Origin of the sequence: Saccharopolyspora antibiotica, assembly GCF_047200635.1 — a bacterium.
Classification (GTDB): Bacteria; Actinomycetota; Actinomycetes; order Mycobacteriales; family Pseudonocardiaceae; genus Saccharopolyspora_C.
In genome coordinates this window covers 32550-50286 of record NZ_JBJZOI010000016.1, presented here as the reverse complement: position 1 = coordinate 50286, position 17737 = coordinate 32550, and the positions used below count along the sequence as shown (strand labels likewise).

Here is a 17737-nt window from a genome sequence, read left to right as displayed (position 1 = left end):
GGACGCCTTGCCCGCCCAACCTACTGGAACGTAGTATTACTTGCGAGTAGGTAAGGGGAGGTCTTCATGTCTCAGACGGATCCGATCAGCGCGCTCGCCGCCGCCGACCCGAAGAAGATCGGCGAGGAGGAGTTCGTCGCGCTGCTGGAGGCCGCGTCCGGTCAGGCCGCCGCCGGGACCGCTGACCTCAGCGCGCTGCGCCCCGAGCAGTTCGCCCAGCTGATCTCGCGCGCCTCGGCCCAGCAGGTCGAGGCCGTCATGGCCCGCCCCGAGCTGCGCGTCCAGGTGCTCGACGAAGTGTTCCGGAGGATGAGCGAGCACTACAAGTCGGACAAGGCCCGCTCCACCGAGGCCGTGGTCCGCTGGCGCATCGGCACCGACGAGCACGACACCGTGCGCTACGAGTCCGTGCTCTCCGGCGGCACCTGCACGGTGCACAAGGAGCCCCGGCACGAGGACCCGCGCGTGACGATCATGATCGGGCCGGTGGAGTTCCTCAAGCTCGTCTCCGGCAACGCCTCCGCCCCGGTGCAGTTCATGACCGGAAAGCTCAAGGTGGCGGGGGACGTCGGCTTCGCCGCCGGGCTCACCAAGCTCTTCCAGATCCCGAAGGCCTGACCGGGGCTCCGGGATGGGCGGGTGGGACTCGCGGCGCCGGGGGTCGTCGCGGTGCCCGCCCGCCGGCCTCCGGGCCACCGCCGGGCCGGTCCCGGCGCCGCACCTCGCCACGAATCAGAAGGAATCAGATGAGCTTCTCCCTGGACCTGAGCGAAGAACACCGCGACCTGCGCGATTGGGTGCACGGCTTCGCGGAGAAGGTCATCCGCCCGGCCGCGGCCGAGTGGGACGAGCGCGAGGAGACGCCGTGGCCGATCATCCAGGAGGCCGCGAAGGTCGGGCTCTACGGCTTCGAGACCCTCGCGACCTTCTGGGCGGATGACACCGGGCTCTCGCTCCCGATCGCCAACGAGGAGCTGTTCTGGGGCGACGGCGGCATCGGCATGGCGATCTTCGGCACCACGCTGGCGGTCGCGGGCATCTTCGCCGCCGGCACCCCGGACCAGATGGCCGAGTGGGTGCCGCAGTGCTACGGCGACGAGAACGAGCCGCGGGTCGGCGCGTTCTGCTCCTCGGAACCGGCCGCGGGCTCGGACGTCTCGGCGATGCGCACCCGCGCCGTCTACGACGAGGCCAACGACGAGTGGGTGCTCAACGGCCAGAAGGCGTGGGCGACCAACGGCGGCATCGCGAACGTGCACGTGGTGCAGGCGGTCGTGGACTCCTCGCTCGGATCGCGCGGGCAGGCCGCCTTCATCGTCCCGCCCGGCACGAAGGGGCTGGAGTCGCCGAGCAAGATCAAGAAGCACGGGTTGCGCGCCTCGCACACGGCGGACGTGTTCCTGGACGACGTGCGGGTGCCCGGCAGCTGCCTGCTCGGCGGCAAGGAGAAGCTGGACGAGAAGCTCGCCCGCGCCCGGGAGGGCGGCAAGGCCAGCGGGCAGGCTGCGATGAAGACCTTCGAGCTCTCCCGCCCCACCGTCGGCGCGCAGGCCCTCGGCATCGCCCGCGCCGCCTACGAGCACGCCCTGGAGTACGCCAAGGAGCGCGAGACCTTCGGTCGCCCGATCATCGACAACCAGTCGATCGCCTTCACCCTCGCCGACATGCGCATGGAGATCGACGCGGCGCGGATGCTGGTGTGGCGCGCGGCGTGGATGGGCCGCAACGACGAGCCGTTCACCGCGGGCGAGGGTTCGATGTCGAAGCTCAAGGCCGGGCGCGTCGCCACCTGGGCGACCGAGCGAGCCATCCAGATCCTCGGCGGCAACGGCTACACCCGGGAGTTCCCGGTCGAGCGCCTGCACCGCGACGCGAAGATCTACGACATCTTCGAGGGCACCGAGCAGATCCAGCAGCTCGTCGTCGCCCGCGCCATCTCGGGCCGCCACATCCAGTGACCGGGCACGGCGGCTCGGGGTGCGTGGCCCGGCGGGCGCTCGGGCCGCCGGGCCGGCTCGGCGGCGTCAGGCCTGGGGGGCCGGTGCGACGTTGCTGATCGAGACGGGGCCCGGGACCGTGGCGCCGTTCCAGGGAACGGTGACGCTGTAGACGCCCGAGATGCCGGGGAACGCGATCTCGACGGCGCTCGGCGTCGCTCCGGGGATGCTGTCGCCGGTGTTCGGGTCCGTCACCTGGTAGCGGAACGAGGCGCTGGCCGGGTGCGACTCGTCGATCCGGTGGGTCTCGGCGTCGCCGCGCGGGTGCTCGCCCGGGATGTCGAGCGGCTGGCCCCGCGAGTCCAGGAAGCTCATCGTCGGCGAGCCGCCGAGCAGGCAGCTCTGCCCCGGCTTGGCGGTGAACCGCACGTCGCCGCCCTCGTGCATCATCGCGTGGTCGAGCGGTCCGATGGTGACCTCGACCTGGTCGGGCGTGCAGCGCTGGTCGAAGTCGGGGTGGTCGCTCGGCATGGCTTGCGCGCTGCCGGCGAGCGCGATCCCGGCCAGCAGAGCGGAACCGGCGGTGGCGGCGATACCAGCGGTGGTTGCGATCTTGGTGCGCTTGCCGTGGAACATCGGTCTCATCTCCTCGGTGCGGCCGGGCGGCCCCGCTTCTCGGCGCCGCGACCCTGACGGCCGCACATTCGGGTGATGCCTGACGGCGCCCTCACGTTGAGTCGATGTGACGCGAACCACTCGTTTTCCGGTCGGTTTCCCGGTGCGGGCGCGTCGGAGCAGGTGGGATCCGCGTGGCGAATCCCACGCGGCGGAATGCGCGGGTCGGGGCCGATGTTGGACGGGGGCGTGGCAAGTTCCAGGGGTGTGCCGTCCCGCGCTGCGGCGCGAGGCATGATGGGCTCACCCGAAGGAATGAATATCGGTTTGTGAGCGCGAGGCTGGCGGACCAGTTCGCGTTTGATCGGCACGGTGCGCGCGTGGGCTCTGCCGGGCTGGTTCGGCGGGAGCGCCGATCGCGCCACGACCCCGGTGCCGCTCGGCACCGAACCCACCTCAGCAACACGGCTTCGAGAACGAAACGGGAGGGCGAAGCGGTGAACAAGCCCGATCCAGGTACGCCGATCTTCGGCGAGCTGAACGAGGAGCTCGGCGGTCTGCCGGACATCGAGGTGCACGAGTTCGACTCGCACAGCTTCGACTTCGGCGGCGGTTCCGCCGAGTCCGACGGCGCCGCCGCGGCCCCCGCGAAGGCGAGCTCCCGCGGCGGACGCCGCCGCAAGGAGGCCTGAGCCCGCTGCCCGGGGGCGGGGGAGCTGGAGCAGCACGACGGCCGGGGCGGACGCGAGAGCGCCCACCCCGGCCGTCGCCGTTCAGCGGGTGATCAGTACGTGATCGCCATGCTCGGGTCCGCCAGCAGCGCCCCGACATCGGCCAAGAACCGCGAGCCCTGCTCGCCGTCCACGACCCGGTGGTCGAAGCTCAGCGCCAGCTGGCACACCTTGCGCGGGACCACCTGCCCGTCCACCACCCACGGCATGTCGCGGATCGCGCCGAACGCGAGGATCGCGGACTCGCCCGGGTTGAGGATCGGGGTACCGGTGTCGACGCCGAACACGCCCACGTTCGTGATCGTGATCGTGCCGTCGGCCATGTCACCCGGGGTCGTCCGGCCCTCCCGCGCGGTCGCGGTGAGCGACTCCAGCGCCGCCGCCAGCTCCCGCAGCGACATCCCGTCCGCGTCCCGGACCTTGGGCACCACCAGGCCGCGCGGCGTGGCCGCCGCGATGCCCAGGTGCACGTAGTCCTTGTAGACGATCTCGCCCGCGTCCTCGTCCCAGGTCGCGTTCACGTCCGGGGTCCGGCGCACCGCCAGGCACAGCGCCTTCGCGGCGAACGCCAGCGGCGTGACCTTGACGCCCTGGAACTCGGGGTGCGACTTGAGCCGCTGGCGCAGCTCCATCATCGGCGTGACGTCGACGGTGAGGAACTCCGTGACGTGCGGGGCGGTGAACGCGCTGCGCACCATCGCCTGCGCGGTCGCCTTGCGCACGCCCTTGATCGGCACCCGCCGCTCCCGCGCGCCGCTCGGCGCCGCCGGGGCCGCCTGGGGGGCGGGTGCGGAGGCGCTCTGCACGTCCTGGCGGGTGATCACCCCGCCCGCCCCGGACCCGGTGAGGGTCCGCAGGTCCACGCCGAGGTCCTTGGCGAGCTTGCGCACCGGAGGCTTGGCCAGCGGCACCGCCCCGCGCGGCGCGGCCGCCGGGGCCCGCTCCGGAACGGCCTGGGTGGGGACGGCCGACACGACCGGCTCGGTCGGCGGCGGGATGGGTGCGGCCGAACCCGACAGCGCCTCCTGCACCGCCTGCTGGGAGACGTCCGCCGCCGGGGCCGTCCCGCGGCCCTTGCGCGGACGGCGCTTCGAGCTGGTCGCCTGCGGGCCGTAACCCACCAGGTTCGCGGTGCTCCCGGACTCCGCCGCCGCGGCGGCCGGCTCCGGAGCGGGGCTGGTGTCGCTGGGTGCGGTGCCGTCCGGGTCCAGGTCGATGGAGATGATCGGCTTGCCGACCTCCACCGTCTGCCCGGCCTCCGCGAACAGCTCCACGACCTTGCCCGCGTAGGCGCACGGCAGCTCCACCGCCGCCTTCGCGGTCTCGATCTCGACGAAGATCTGGTTGACCTCGACGTCGTCGCCTGGCTGCACCCGCCAGCCGAGGATCTCGGCTTCGGTGAGCCCTTCCCCGACGTCGGGGAGCGGGAAGTGCTTCAGTTGTGGCATCGGTGCTCCCTCAGTACGCCAGCGCGCGGTCGACGACGTCGAGCACGCGATCGAGGTCCGGCAGGAAGTGCTTCTCCAGCTTCGCCGGGGGGTAGGGCACGTCGAAGCCCGTCACCCGCAGCACCGGCGCCTCCAGGGAGTAGAAGCACTCCTGCTGCACCCGGGCGGCGATCTCCGAGGTGACCGACGACTCCGGCGGCGCCTCGCTGGCCAGCACCAGCCGTCCGGTCCGGCGCACCGACTCGAATACCGGTTCCAGGTCCAGCGGGGACAGCGAGCGCAGGTCGATGACCTCCAGCTCGGTCCCCTCCTCGGCGGCGGCCCCGGCCGCGGCCAGGCAGGTCGTCACCGTCGGGCCGTAGGTCGCGATCGTCGCGGCCGTGCCCGGCCGCACCACCCGCGAGCTGAACAGCGGAGGCGGCTGCGCCTCCGAGTTCAGCTCGGCCTTCTCGTAGTAGCGCCGCTTCGGCTCGAAGAACAGCACCGGGTCGTCGCACTCGATGGCCTGGCGCAGCATCCAGTGCGCGTCCACCGGGTTGGAGCAGGCGACGACCTTGAGCCCGGCGACGTGCGCGAACAACGACTCGGGGGATTCCGAGTGGTGTTCGACGGCGCCGATGCCGCCGCCGAAGGGCACCCGCACCACGACGGGCATCGGCACCTTGCCCTGGCTGCGGAACCGCAGCTTGGCCAGCTGGGAGACGATCTGGTCGTAGCCGGGGAAGATGAACCCGTCGAACTGGATCTCGCACACCGGCCGGTAGCCGCGGATCGCGAGGCCCACCGCGGTGCCGATGATCCCGGACTCGGCCAGCGGCGTGTCCAGCACGCGGTGCTCGCCGAAGTCCTTCTGCAACCCGTCGGTCACCCGGAACACGCCGCCGAGCTTGCCGACGTCCTCGCCCATGACGAGCACCTTCGGGTCCGCTTCGAGCGCGGCGCGCAGGCCCAGGTTGAGCCCCTTGGCCATCGTCACGGTCTGGGTGGCGGACGGTCGCTCGCCGCCGGTGGCAGCGGTCCGTTCCATCGCGGGTGCGGCCATCAGTGCACACCTCCCTGCACGGGGTGGTCGGCGAAGCCGTCGAGGTGGCCGAGCAGCTCCTCGCGCTGCGCGGCGACCACGGGGCTGGCCTCGGCGTAGACCTCGGAGAAGATCCGGGAGGGGTCGGGCTCGGGCATGGCGAAGCAGAACTCCCGGAACCGCGCGGCCAGCTCGTCGGACTCGGCCTGCACGTCGTCGAAGAAGTCCTGATCGGCCCCCTGCTCGCGAACCAGGTGCACGCGGAGCCGTTCGATGGGGTCCTTGAGCTTCCAGGCCTCCAGCTCGTCGGCGAGCCGGTAGCGCGTGGGGTCGTCGGTGGTGGTGTGCGCGTCCATCCGGTAGGTGAACGCCTCGACCAGCACCGGTCCGTTGCCGTGCCGGCACTCCTCCAGCGCCCAGCGCGAGACGGCGAGGCTGGCGAGCACGTCGTTGCCGTCGACGCGGATGCCGGGGAACCCGTACCCGGCGGCGCGCTGGTACAGCGGCACCCTGGTCTGGCGTTCCAGCGGTTCGGAGATCGCCCACTGGTTGTTCTGGCAGAACAGCACCAGCGGCGCGTCGTAGACGGAGCCCCAGACCATCGCCTCGTGCACGTCGCCCTGGCTGGTCGCGCCGTCGCCGAAGAACACCATGGTCGCTTCGCCGTCGTCGTCGCCGACCTTGCCGTCGAACTTCTGGCCCATCGCGTACCCGGCGGCGTTGAGCGCCTGGTTGCCGATGACGATCGTGTAGAGGTGGAACCCGGTGCTGATCGGGTCCCAGCTGCCGTGGTCGGTCCCGCGGAAGATGCCGAGCAGCTCCGTCGGGTCCAGACCGCGGCACCAGGCCACGCCGTGCTCGCGGTAGCTGGGGAAGGCCATGTCCGACCTGCGCAGCGCCCGGCCCGCGCCGACCTGCGCGGCCTCCTGGCCGAGCAGCGGCACCCAGATGCCGAGCTGGCCCTGGCGCTGCAGGGCGTTGCCCTCCCGGTCGAAGCGGCGGACCAGCACCATGTCCCGGTACAGGTCGCGCAGCTGCGCTTCGGTCAGGTCGAGGTCGAAGTCGGGATGGTGCACCCGCTCGCCTTCAGGGGTGAGGAGCTGAACGAGGTCGGCTCCTCCTTCGCTCGTCGCGCGCAAACCGGCGATCACCTGCTCCCGTGTGGGTTTCGCTGCGGTAGCGGCAGGGGGATCGGCGGTGGTGCCGTGCTCCGGTGGAACCGGTCGTGTCCAGTGTTCCGGGGACATGCGGATCTCCTCGTGTCATGCCGGATCGGCCGCTCGTGACGACCGGGTCCGGCAACTCCGGCCGGGAACCGCCGGCCGGGGTTGGGGCCGTGCGGGTGTTCGACCGGAGCGGCTCGGATCGCTCTCCGCCATCCTGGCACGCTTACCGCCGATTCAGTGAGCCCTGCCACAGGAATGATCACCGGATGATGCGCTCCGGAGATCGTCCTCGGAGCACCGTAGCCTCCGCCGCAGGAGCCTAAAATCGCAGGTCATCAAAGCAACGGGGTTCCGACTAACGCTTTTCGGAAGATCGCCGTACCGATATTGCGGCTGATCGTCGTTCGAGAGCTGCGGAAACTCGCCAGTTCCGGGGAGCCGGGGCGGCACACTGTGCGGCATGAGCGGATTTCACGACTTTCCGCCGCCCGTGACCCTGCCGGACGAGCTCGCGCTGCTGCTGCACCGGGCCGACGGGAGGCCCGCCCCCGGCCGGCCGGACCTGCTCATCGCGGCCGCCGAGCTCGGCGAGCTCGCGCTGCGCGACCGGGTGGAGCTGACCGGCACCAGGGTCGCCGTCCTGGACCCGCGCGGCACCGGGATCGACTGGGCCGACGAGCTGCTCGGGCTGCTGGTGCGCCGGGCCGGGCCGAGGGGGCGGCCGGTGGAGCTCACCGGCCTGCTGACCCGTCGGCTCGGCCGCTTCCGCGCGCACCGCGAGCTGCTGGTGCGCCAGGGGGCGCTGCGCCGGGAGCCGTACCGGCTGCTCGGCTTCATCCCCGATGACCGCTTCCACCCCGTTCCGCCCGCGCGGGAGGCGCTCGTCGAGCGGGTGCGGGCGGGCGGGCGCCGGGCACCGGAGGACGTCCGGACGGTGGTGCTGTGCGCCCTGGTGCACGTGGCCGGGATCGCGCGCTCGCTGGGCTGCGACCGGGACGAGCGGGCCGCGCTGGCGTCCCTCGCGAAGGGCGAGGGGCTCGGCGAGGCGGTCCGCCGTCGGCTCGCCGCCGTCACCGCCGTGCCGGTGGTGACCGCCGCGGCCGCGGCGGGCGCGGGGGGCCGCTGACGGCGGGCGCATACGATCGCCGCATGGACCGTTCCGCTGTGCGCGCAGACATCGACCGGGCGTGGGAGGACTCCGTCCTGCCCAGCCTCTCCGAGCTGGTCCGGATCCCTGCGGTCTCGCCCGCGTACGACCCGGACTGGACGTCGGCCGGGCAGCTGGACGCGGCGATCGAGCACGTGCGGGCGTGGATCGCCGCCCGGGAGCTCCCCGGCGCGCGGCTGGAGGTGGTCCGGCTGGAGGGGCGCACCCCGCTGCTGCTGGTGGACGTGCCCGCATCCGGGCCGGACGCGGACCAGGACGACGCGGTGCTGCTCTACGGGCACCTCGACAAGCAGCCCCCGGTGGGCGGCTGGTCGGAGGGCCTGGACCCGTGGACCCCGGTGGTCCGCGACGGGAGGCTCTACGGCCGGGGCAGCGTCGACGACGGCTACGCGCCCTACGCGGCGATCACCGCCATCGAGGCGGTCCGCGCGCACGGCGGCGCGCACGCGCGCTGCGTGCTGCTGCTGGAGACCGGTGAGGAGTCCGGCAGCCCGGACATGGCCGCCTACCTGGAACATCTCGCGGACCGGCTCGGCTCCGTGTCGCTGGTGGTGTGCCTGGACTCCGGTGCGGCGGACTACCAGCGCCTGTGGCTGACGACCTCGCTGCGCGGGGACGTGCGGGTCGGAGTGCGGGTGCGGGTGCTCGACGGCGGGCAGCACTCCGGCACGGCCAGCGGCATCGTGCCCAGCTCGTTCCGGGTGCTGCGCGCCCTGCTGGACCGGATCGAGGACTCGGCCACCGGCGAGGTGCTGCTGCCGGAGCTGAACGCGGAGATCCCGGCGAACCGGGTCGCGGAGGCGCGGGCCGCGGTCGCGGCGGTGCCCGGGGTGATCCGGGACTCGGTGCCCGCGCGGGAGGGGATGCGCTGGGTCTCCGAGGACGAGGTGGAGCTGGCGCTGAACAACACCTGGCGCCCGACGGTCTCGGTGATCGGCGCGGAGGGACTGCCCGCGCTGCCGGACGCGGGCAACGTGCTGCGCCCGTTCACCACGCTCGCGCTGAGCGTGCGGATCCCCCCGACGACGGACCCGCAGGTGGCGCTGGCCGCGCTGCGCGAGGCGCTGTCGGCCGACGTGCCCTACGGCGCGGAGGTCACCTTCCCGATCTCCGACGGCGCGGCGGGCTGGAACGCACCGGACCCGGAGCCGTGGCTGGTCGGTGCGCTGGACGCGGTGAGCGAGGAGGTGTTCGGCGCGCCGTGGGCGACGATGGGCCTGGGCGGCTCGATCCCGCTGATGGGACTGCTGCAGAACGCCTACCCGGCGGCGCAGTTCGTGGTCACGGGTGCGCTCGGGCCGGGCAGCAACGCGCACGTCCCGGACGAATCGCTGCACCTGGAGTTCGCCTCGAAGATCACGACGGCGATCGCGTACGCGCTGGACGCGCACACCCGCCGCTGACGGCGCTCGCGCCCCTCCTCCGCGCCAGGAGGAGGGGCGCCGGGCGTCAGCTCTTGGGGATGAGCACCCAGAGGATGATGTAGATCACGAACTGGGGGCCGGGCAGCAGGCAGGACAGGATGAACAGGAAGCGCACCAGCCCCCTGCCGAGTCCGAAGCGGTCGGCGATCCCCGCGCACACTCCGGCGATCCGCTTCCCGTGCTGCGGGCGGGTCAGGTTCATCAGTGCCTCTCCTCTTGCTTCTCGTGTCACGTTCCATCGTCCCCGCTCGGCGACCGGTACGACATCGGGGGCGGCCCGGAGCCGGTCTCGGGGTCGCGGCCGAGGCCGAGCAGCGGCCGGGGTTCCGGCGATCGGGAGGCTCGCCCCGAGACCCCGGCCACGTCACTCCAACGGACGCCGACGAACACGCTCGGTCATTCGACGGTCTCCGGCCGAGCGGACCAGCGCACTGGGACGAACAGTCCAGAGCGGGACGGATGCGGCGGGCGTGTTTCGCATCCCGAAACCAAGCGGAATGGTGAACAGGTTGTTGACCGGCGGCTGCCAGCCCGTGAAACTGAGCCTCGGCTCGGCCCGGTAGGTGTGGACGGCGCTTCCGGTGCAGGTCTCGCGCGGATCGGGCGGAGCCGTGCTGGGGGACTCGACGAGGGGTCCGGCCGTGTCGCGGGAAAAAATTGACACCTTCGCAACATCGAGAGCCGGTACTTGACCCCGATCGGGTGGCACCATCTCAGCACTCGCGTACTCACCTACTAGGAGTGACATCGTGGCGCGTCGGACCACCTGGAGAGCCCTCGCCCTGCTGCCCGCGCTGGCGCTGACCGCGGCGGGCTGCGCGCAGTCCATCGCTCCGGTCAGCGGCGACGGCGAGTTGCAGTTCGTCGAGGCCGGCAAGCTCACGACCTGCACGCACATGCCGTACCCGCCGTTCCAGTTCGACGAGGACGGCGAGCACGTCGGCTTCGACGTGGAGCTCGTGGACCTGGTGGCGCGCGACCTGCAACTGGAGCAGAAGCTCTTCGACACGCCCTTCGAGGGCATCCAGTCCGGTGAGGCGCTCAACACCCGCAAGTGCGACGTGGCGGCCGCCGCGATGACGATCACCGACACGCGCGAGCAGAACATGGACTTCTCCGAGCCCTACTTCGACGCCAAGCAGGCGTTGCTGGTGAACGCGAAGACGCCCTACCAGGACCTCCCCGAGCTGCGCGGCAAGAAGCTCGGGGTGCAGCTCGGCACCACGGGCGAGGAGTACGCGAAGCAGCACGAGGCCGAGCACGGCTACGAGGTCGTCCAGTTCGAGGACGTCGCGCTGATGGCGAACGCGGTGCAGACCGGCAAGGTCGACGCCGCCATCAACGACAACGGCGTGGTGCTGGACTTCGCCAAGAAGAACCCGGACACGAAGGTCACCGCCGAGTACGCCACCGGCGAGGCCTACGGCATCGGCATCCAGAAGGGCAACGCGCAGCTCGTGCAGAAGGTCAACGACTCGCTGCGCAAGGCCCGCGAGTCCGGCGAGTACGACCGGATCTACCAGAAGTGGTTCGGCAAGGCCCCCGAGCAGTCCGGCGAGACCCCCGGTCAGTGATCTCGCGCGCCGGGGCCGGGAGCCGACGGGCTCCCGGCCCCGGCGCGTCGGACGCGCGCGCCCGGCCCCGCGCCGCCGCCCCCGAACGCCCCACCCGACCTGAACGACCAGCACCGCCCGGGAGAGTCGACGCATGGCCGCAACGGACACCGCACCACCCGCGAAGCGGCGGATGAGCAAGCGGCAGCGCACCCGCGTGATCCGCGCGGTGCAGTACGCGGTCCTCGTGGTGGTGGCGCTGCTGGCCGCGCTGCTCGCGGACTGGCCCAAGATCGCCGACGCCTTCTTCAACGTCGAGGTCGCCGCCGAGCAGTTCCCGCGGATCATCACCACGGCCCTGCTGAACACCCTCGTCTACACGGTGCTGGGCTTCGTCTTCGGCCTCGCGCTGGGCGTGGTCCTCGCGCTGATGCGGCTGTCCTCGGTGGGGCCGTACCGGTGGATCGCGACCGCCTACATCGAGTTCTTCCGCGGCGTGCCCGCGCTGCTGGTGTTCATCGCGCTCGGCTACGGCGTGCCGATCGCGTTCCAGCTCGTCTTCGACATCTACTCCACCGTGATGCTCAGCCTCGGCCTGGTCGGCGCCGCCTACATGGCCGAGACGATCCGGGCCGGTGTGCAGGCGGTGCCCAAGGGTCAGGTGGAGGCCGCGCGCTCGCTGGGCATGTCCCCGGCCCGCACCATGATCACCGTGGTGATGCCGCAGGCGTTCCGGATCATCCTGCCGCCGCTGACCAACGAGCTGATCCTGCTCACCAAGGACTCCTCGCTGATCTACCTGCTGGGCCTGTCCGCGGAGCAGTACGAGCTGTCGAAGTTCGGCCGCGGCGCGCTGAACCAGTACCAGTCGCTCACGCCGATCCTGCTCGCCGGGCTCTGCTACCTGATCATCACGATCCCGCTCTCGCGGTTGTCCAGCGGGCTGGAGCGCCGCTACGGCGGCGGCCTCTCCCGCAGCGAATGACGCCGAACCCGAGCGACGCCGAACCCGACCGACGCGATGAGGAACTCCGGATGAGCGCGATGATCGAGATTTCCGGGCTGGACAAGGCGTTCGGCTCGTTGCAGGTGCTGCGCGGCATCGACCTGACCGTGGCGCGCGGCGAGGTGGTGTGCGTGATCGGCCCCTCGGGCTCGGGGAAGTCGACGCTGCTGCGCTGCGTGAACCTGCTGGAGCAGCCGACCGCCGGGGCGATCCGGGTGGACGGCGTGGAGGTGACCGACCCGGACACCGACCTGGACGCGGCGCGCAGGCACATCGGCATGGTGTTCCAGGGCTTCAACCTGTTCTCGCACTTGGACGTGCTGGCGAACCTGACCGTGGCGCAGCGCAAGGTGCTGGGCCGCGGCCGGGCCGAGGCCGAGCGGGTGGCGCGGGAGAACCTGGACCGGGTGGGGCTCGCGGAGAAGGCCGCGGCGATGCCCGCGCAGCTCTCCGGCGGCCAGCAGCAGCGGGTCGCGATCGCGCGCGCCCTGTCGATGAACCCGAACGTGATGCTGTTCGACGAGCCCACGTCCGCTCTGGACCCGGAGCTCGTCGGCGACGTGCTCGGCGTGATGCGCCAGCTCGCCGACGAGGGCATGACGATGCTCGTGGTCACGCACGAGATGCAGTTCGCCCGGGAGGTCGCCGACCGCGTGCTGTTCATGGACGGCGGTTTCGTCGTCGAGCAGGGCGCGCCCGCCGACGTCATCGGCAACCCCGCCGAGGAGCGCACCCGCGTGTTCCTGTCCCGGGTGCTGAACCCCACCCACGCGGGCCCGAACGACTGAAGTTCTCCCGCGTTTCCCCGAGAACGACCCGCCCAGGAGCGCGATCCCCGATGCTGGCGGTACTTCGCCCCTCGGGGGCACCCGTCCTCTCCGCGGCGTCGGTTGAGCTTGTCGCAACCCCAAGCTGATCTCAGGCGTCTGAGCTGTCAGCGGTAGTTGATCTACTACGCTGCGTGGAGTTCGCCGGAACGATGTCGGGGGCTGGATCGTGCCGAACAGGCCGTGGGACAACATCGGGGCTCCGACCGCTGCCGAGCAGCGGCTGGACGACTTGCTCGGGCAGGGCAGGGCGTGGGGCCGCAGACCCGAGGGACCGGTGGTCCCGCTCGACGTGCACGCCGACATGTTCGACCCGGAGCGCGAGATCCGCGGGGAGTACCTGACCCGCAAGCTCGTGGAATCCCCGGACGAGCAGGGCTGGCGGGCGTTCTGGCGCCGCGGCGGGCAGCAGCCCGTGGTGCGCGTCGAGGACGCCGTGATCACCGGCAGGCTGGACCTGCGGGCGGCGGAACTGCCGTACCTGCTGGAGTTCGTGCGCTGCCGCTTCGACATGCGCCCCGATCTGCGCCAGGCGACCCTCGCCGGGCTGGTGCTGCTGAACTGCCGGTTCCCCGGGCTCAACGGGCGGAACCTGCGCACCAACCACGACACGGTGCTGCGCGGCTGCACGAGCGTCGGCGGCATCGTGGACCTGGCCGACGCCCAGCTCGGCGGTTCGCTGCTGCTCAACGACTCCGAGCTGCGCAACCCCGGCGGGCGCGCCATCTACGCGGACCGGCTGGAGATCGCCGGGGCGCTGCTGGGGCTGCGGGTGAAGGTCTCCGGCGAGGTGCGGATCCCCGGCGCGAAGATCGGCGGCAACCTCAACTTCTCCGGCGGGGCGCTGCGCAACCGCGGCCGCAACGCCATCAACGCCAACGGGATCCAGATCGGCGGCAGCCTGCGCGGGGACGTGGACCCGATCAGCGGCGCCCCGTTCACCGTCGCCGGGCTGCTCTACCTGCCCAGCGCGCACATCGAGGGCGACCTGCGGCTGCGGGACGCGGTGCTCGAACCCGGCGTGGCCCCGCCCAAGCGCGGCGAATCCCAGCACGACGACCCGATCAGCAGCCTGCTGCTGGACCGCGGCGAGGTGCGCGGCGACGTGCAGCTGGACCAGAACTTCCACAGCGGTGGGACGATCCGCCTGGTCAGCAGCAAGATCGGCGGCGATCTGCGGATGGCCGGGGCGAACATCGACCTGAGCTGGTCGCGCTCCCCCTCGGCCTCGGTGGAGAAGCCGATGCGCGCGGTGCACCTGGACGGCACCGAGATCCTGGGGAACCTGGAGGCCGCGAACTCCCTGCTGCACGGGCAGATGCGGATGGTCGACGTGAACGTGCACGGGAGCTTCCAGCTCACCGGGGCTGTGCTGGTGGGGCCGCGCACGGACACCCTGCAGGCCAACCGGATCCAGGTGGGCAGCAACTTCGACTGCCGCGAGGCCGACATCTCCGGGACCTTGCAGCTGCAGGGCGCCACGATCGGCGCCAACGTGGACCTGCGCGCCGCGCAGCTGCTCAAGCCCGCCTGGCACCGGCACCGCAACGCCTACAAGTCCTCGCTGGACCTGCGGGCGGCGAGCATCGGGCGGGACCTGGTGTGCGCCGAGGGGACCCGGCCGTTCCGCGCCGAGGGCGAGGTCCAGCTGCGGCGCGCGGTCATCGGCAGGCAGGCGAACTTCTGGGGCTGCGTGCTCGGCGACGGCAGCTCCACCAACGCCTTCAACGCCTTCGGGCTCGTGGCGCAGGAGCTGAGCCTGCTGCCCGCCGAGCCGCCGCTGGGCCGGGTGGTGCTGCGGCAGGCGCAGTGCGAGCTGCTCGCGGACAACGCGAAGACCTGGGACGCCCAGGGCGGGGTCGACGTGGAGGACTTCACCTACTACAACCTCAGCCACCCGATCGAGCCCACCGACGGCGCGCGGGTGCGGGAACGGCTGGTGTGGCTGCGGGCCACCTCCGGGCGCTACCAGCCGGGGCCCTACGACCAGCTCGCGACGGTGTTCCGCAACAACGGCAACGAGGAGCACGCGGTGACGGTGCTCATCGAGAAGCAGCGCCGCCGCTACCAGGCGCTCGCCGGGGCCTCGCCGGTGCTGCTGCGGCCGCCGGTGCGGTTGTGGAGCCTGTTGCAGCGCAGCACCGTCGCCTACGGCTACCGGCCGCTGCGCGCGCTGCTGTGGCTGCTGGCGTTCGCCGCGGCGGGCTCGGCGTGGTTCTCCGCGCACGAGCTGCAGCCGATCAACGAGGAGGACCACCCGGTCTGGAACCCGTTCCTCTACACCGTCGACCAGCTCGTCCCCATCATCAACCTCGGCCACGACGTGATGTGGCGGGCCGACGGGCACTCGCAGTGGATCACCGTCGTGCTCATCGCGGTGGGCTGGGTGCTGGCGACCACCGTCGCCGCCGGCATCACCCGAGCCCTCCGCCGCGAGGAGCGCTGACCCGCTGCCGCGATCGCGCTCGGCGGCTCCGCCACCGGCGCGATCGGCGGCCGCCGACGGCTTCACCTGAAGTGGTGATCATCGGGGGTTTCGCTCGAGCGGCGGCGGGCGGGGGCCTCCGGATGTGCTAGATCAAGGTGATCCGAACGCCTGCCCCGGAGGTCTCCGTGGACATCCCGCCCGCTCGTCCCGGCCGTCGACGACGCCCCGCGAAGTCCGATGTGGACGTTCGCGCGCTCCGCCGGGGCGCCGCGGCGCTCGCGCTGGCGGGGGTCTGCGCGCTGTCCCCGGTCGCCGAGGCCGCGGAACCCCTGAACTACGTCGCGCTCGGCGATTCCGCCGCCGCCGGGCCGCTCATCCCGGATCCGGACCCGAACCTCGCCTGCCAGCGCTCCACCCGCAACTACCCGCGGATCGCGGCCGAGGCGCTCGGCGCGAAGCTCACCGACGTCACCTGCTCCGGGGCGAAGATCGAGGACTTCACCGGTCGCCAGCACGGATTCCTGCCGCCGCAGTTCGACGCGCTCAGCGCGGACACCGACCTGGTCACCGTCACCATCGGCGGCAACGACGTCAACTTGGTCCGCGAGGCGGTGAGCTGCCTCAACCCCTTCCCCGAGCCGCTCGGGAAGTCCTGCGCGGACGAACTCACCCAGGGCGGCCGGGACGTCCTCGCCGAGCGGGTCGCCGCCATCGCCGACGACCTGGACGGAGCGCTGGAGGGCATCGCCGAGCGCGCGCCGGGAGCCCGGATCGTGGTCGCGGGCTACGCCACCTACATCCGGCCCGGAGGGTGCTACCCGAAGGAGCCGATCTGGGGCCGCGACGGCGACTACCTGCAGTCCGCGGTGGACGCGCTGAGCGATCTGCTGCGGGAGCGGGCGCGGGCGCACGACGCGGACTTCGTCGACATCGGCGCGATCAGCGAGGGCCACGACGTCTGCGCCGCCCCGCGGGAGAAGTACCTGGAGGGCGTGGTGCCGACCTCGGCCGCCGCGCCGATGCACCCGAACGCCCGCGGCATGGCCGCCTTCGGCGGTGCGGTCGCCGAGACCGTCCAGCAGGAGAGCCGCGCCGAGCTGTGAGCCCGCGTCGCCGGGGGCGGCCATCGCCGTCCCCGGCGGGAGCGGTGCCGGCGCGGCTCCCGCGCGGGTCGCCCACGAGCGGTGCTCAGCCGCCCAGCAGCGTCGCCAGGCGCGGCGAGTAGGTGTGGTCGAGCACCAGGGAGGCCGCGCCGACCGCACCCGCGTCCTCCCCGATGAGCGCGGAGTGCACCTCCACCGGGCGGGCCCGCAGCGCCCGCACCTGGCCGTGCAGCGCCTTGCGCACCCGCTCCCGGATGATCTCGCCCGCGTGCCGCAGCGCGGGACCGCCGAGCACCACCCGGTCCACGTCCAGCACGCTGACCGCCATCGCCAGCGCCTGTCCCAGCCGCCCCGCCGCCTGCCGCAGCAACCGCGCCGCGCCGGTGTCGCCGCGCGCGGCGTCCCGGCAGATCCGCTGGTACACGTCGGACACCGGGGCCCCACCCCCCTCTCCCCCGGCGGCGGCCCACTCCGCGACGACCGCCCGCATCGAGCAGTAGGCCTCCAGGCAGCCCCGCTTGCCGCACGGGCAGTCCTTGCCGGTTCCGGTCGGCAGGTGCCCGATCTCGCCCGCGTTCCCGCTGGCCCCCCGGTGCACCTGGTCGCCGAGCACCACGCCCAGCCCGACCCCGGATCCCAGGTAGACGTAGACGAACGAGCCCGCGCGCTCCGTCCCGCCCGCCCAGCGCTCGCCGATCGCGGCGGCCGTCGCGTCGTTGTCCATCACCACCGGCAGCCCCGCGCGCTCCTCCACGAGGTCCGCGAGCGGGACCTCCGCCCACCCCGGCAGGTTCGGCGGGCTGAACACCCGGCGCCGCGCCTCGTCGAGCGGTCCCGGCACCGCCAGCCCGACGCCGAGCACCTGCCCGGCCGCGGCCTCGGCGCGGCGCACCAGGTGCTGCACGGTGCGGGTGAGCGCGCCGACCACGGCCTCCGGGGAGGCGCCCTCGGCGACCCGCCGGGTGCTGCGCAACCGAACCCGGCCGTCCAGGTCCAGCAGCACGCCGGTGATCCGCTCCGGGTCGAGGTGCAGGCCGACGGACTGGTAGGCGTCGGGCACCACCCGCAGCATCACGCGGCGCTTGCCGCCGGTGGAGGGCGCGTGCCCGTCCTCGGTGACGAGGCCGTCGGCCATCAGCGCCCGGACGATGTTCGACATCGTCTGCGCGGTGAGCCCGGTCCTGCGGGCGAGCTCGACGCGGCTGACGCCGCCGTTCGAGCGGATCGCGTCCAGCACGACCGCTCGGTTGAACCCCCCGACCTTGGGGAGGTTGGTGCCCTGCCAGAACTCCTGCCGCATCCGGGGGCTC

16 protein-coding genes are annotated in these 17737 nt (G+C 72.4%); 10 read left to right on the top strand and 6 right to left on the bottom strand.

Features of this window, described 5'->3' with window-relative positions:
- The first annotated feature begins 66 nt into the window (after positions 1–66).
- Together ACL03H_RS15020 and ACL03H_RS15015 are read left to right on the top strand one after the other, a co-directional pair.
- Entirely contained in the window at positions 67–618 is a 552-nt protein-coding gene (locus ACL03H_RS15020; RefSeq protein ID WP_412811841.1) for an SCP2 sterol-binding domain-containing protein, read from the top strand.
- 128 nt (positions 619–746) lie between these two features.
- Positions 747–1958 (top strand): acyl-CoA dehydrogenase family protein, encoded by a 1212-nt coding sequence (locus ACL03H_RS15015; RefSeq protein WP_412811840.1) that lies wholly within the window; start codon positions 747–749, stop codon positions 1956–1958.
- A 66-nt stretch (positions 1959–2024) separates the two neighbouring features.
- On the opposite strand, the gene ACL03H_RS15010 is transcribed toward ACL03H_RS15015, so the two are convergent.
- The gene (locus ACL03H_RS15010) at positions 2025–2582 is read right to left on the bottom strand and encodes a DUF4232 domain-containing protein (protein WP_412811839.1); all 558 of its coding nucleotides are present in this window, start codon (positions 2580–2582) and stop codon (positions 2025–2027) included.
- Between the two features lie 467 nt (positions 2583–3049).
- Here ACL03H_RS15010 and ACL03H_RS15005 point away from each other — a divergent pair, with 467 nt between their 5' ends.
- Positions 3050–3244: a hypothetical protein gene (locus tag ACL03H_RS15005; protein WP_412811838.1), complete on the top strand. Its 195-nt coding sequence runs from the start codon at positions 3050–3052 to the stop codon at positions 3242–3244.
- A 92-nt stretch (positions 3245–3336) separates the two neighbouring features.
- On the opposite strand, the gene ACL03H_RS15000 is transcribed toward ACL03H_RS15005, so the two are convergent.
- Genes ACL03H_RS15000 through pdhA form a run of 3 tightly spaced genes read right to left on the bottom strand, consistent with a single transcriptional unit; the run spans position 3337 to position 6999 of the window.
- Positions 3337–4731: a dihydrolipoamide acetyltransferase family protein gene (locus ACL03H_RS15000; protein WP_412811837.1), complete on the bottom strand. Its 1395-nt coding sequence runs from the start codon at positions 4729–4731 to the stop codon at positions 3337–3339.
- A 10-nt stretch (positions 4732–4741) separates the two neighbouring features.
- Entirely contained in the window at positions 4742–5773 is a 1032-nt protein-coding gene (locus ACL03H_RS14995) for an alpha-ketoacid dehydrogenase subunit beta (RefSeq protein WP_412811836.1), read from the bottom strand.
- On the bottom strand, positions 5773–6999 hold the full coding sequence (pdhA, locus tag ACL03H_RS14990; protein ID WP_412811835.1) for a pyruvate dehydrogenase (acetyl-transferring) E1 component subunit alpha: 1227 nt from the start codon (positions 6997–6999) through the stop codon (positions 5773–5775). The genes ACL03H_RS14995 and pdhA overlap by 1 nt, the downstream gene beginning before the upstream one ends.
- A 379-nt stretch (positions 7000–7378) precedes the next feature.
- Here pdhA and ACL03H_RS14985 point away from each other — a divergent pair, with 379 nt between their 5' ends.
- The gene (locus ACL03H_RS14985) at positions 7379–8044 is read left to right on the top strand and encodes a GOLPH3/VPS74 family protein (protein ID WP_412811834.1); all 666 of its coding nucleotides are present in this window, start codon (positions 7379–7381) and stop codon (positions 8042–8044) included.
- A gap of 23 nt (positions 8045–8067) precedes the next feature.
- Positions 8068–9489, top strand: a complete 1422-nt coding sequence (locus ACL03H_RS14980; protein ID WP_412811833.1) for a M20/M25/M40 family metallo-hydrolase — start codon at positions 8068–8070, stop codon at positions 9487–9489.
- A gap of 46 nt (positions 9490–9535) precedes the next feature.
- Here ACL03H_RS14980 and ACL03H_RS14975 read toward each other — a convergent pair whose 3' ends face one another.
- Positions 9536–9712, bottom strand: a complete 177-nt coding sequence (locus ACL03H_RS14975; RefSeq protein WP_412811832.1) for a PspC domain-containing protein — start codon at positions 9710–9712, stop codon at positions 9536–9538.
- 547 nt (positions 9713–10259) lie between these two features.
- Here ACL03H_RS14975 and ACL03H_RS14970 point away from each other — a divergent pair.
- The 5 genes from ACL03H_RS14970 (at position 10260) to ACL03H_RS14950 (ending at position 16427) form a co-directional block, all read left to right on the top strand.
- Complete coding sequence (locus ACL03H_RS14970) at positions 10260–11084, top strand: basic amino acid ABC transporter substrate-binding protein (protein WP_412811831.1); 825 nt, start codon at positions 10260–10262, stop codon at positions 11082–11084.
- A gap of 172 nt (positions 11085–11256) precedes the next feature.
- Positions 11257–12048 carry an amino acid ABC transporter permease gene (locus ACL03H_RS14965; RefSeq protein WP_412811918.1) on the top strand — a complete coding sequence of 264 codons (792 nt, stop codon included), beginning with the start codon at positions 11257–11259 and terminating at the stop codon, positions 12046–12048.
- Between the two features lie 50 nt (positions 12049–12098).
- The gene (locus ACL03H_RS14960; protein WP_412811830.1) at positions 12099–12857 is read left to right on the top strand and encodes an amino acid ABC transporter ATP-binding protein; all 759 of its coding nucleotides are present in this window, start codon (positions 12099–12101) and stop codon (positions 12855–12857) included.
- A gap of 208 nt (positions 12858–13065) precedes the next feature.
- Entirely contained in the window at positions 13066–15342 is a 2277-nt protein-coding gene (locus ACL03H_RS14955) for a polymer-forming cytoskeletal protein (RefSeq protein ID WP_412811829.1), read from the top strand.
- A 137-nt stretch (positions 15343–15479) separates the two neighbouring features.
- Complete coding sequence (locus ACL03H_RS14950) at positions 15480–16427, top strand: SGNH/GDSL hydrolase family protein (protein ID WP_412811828.1); 948 nt, start codon at positions 15480–15482, stop codon at positions 16425–16427.
- An 85-nt stretch (positions 16428–16512) separates the two neighbouring features.
- Here the strand turns inward: ACL03H_RS14950 and ACL03H_RS14945 are convergent, their stop codons facing one another.
- Positions 16513–17727, bottom strand: a complete 1215-nt coding sequence (locus ACL03H_RS14945) for an ROK family transcriptional regulator (protein WP_412811827.1) — start codon at positions 17725–17727, stop codon at positions 16513–16515.
- Between the last annotated feature and the right edge of the window lie 10 nt (positions 17728–17737).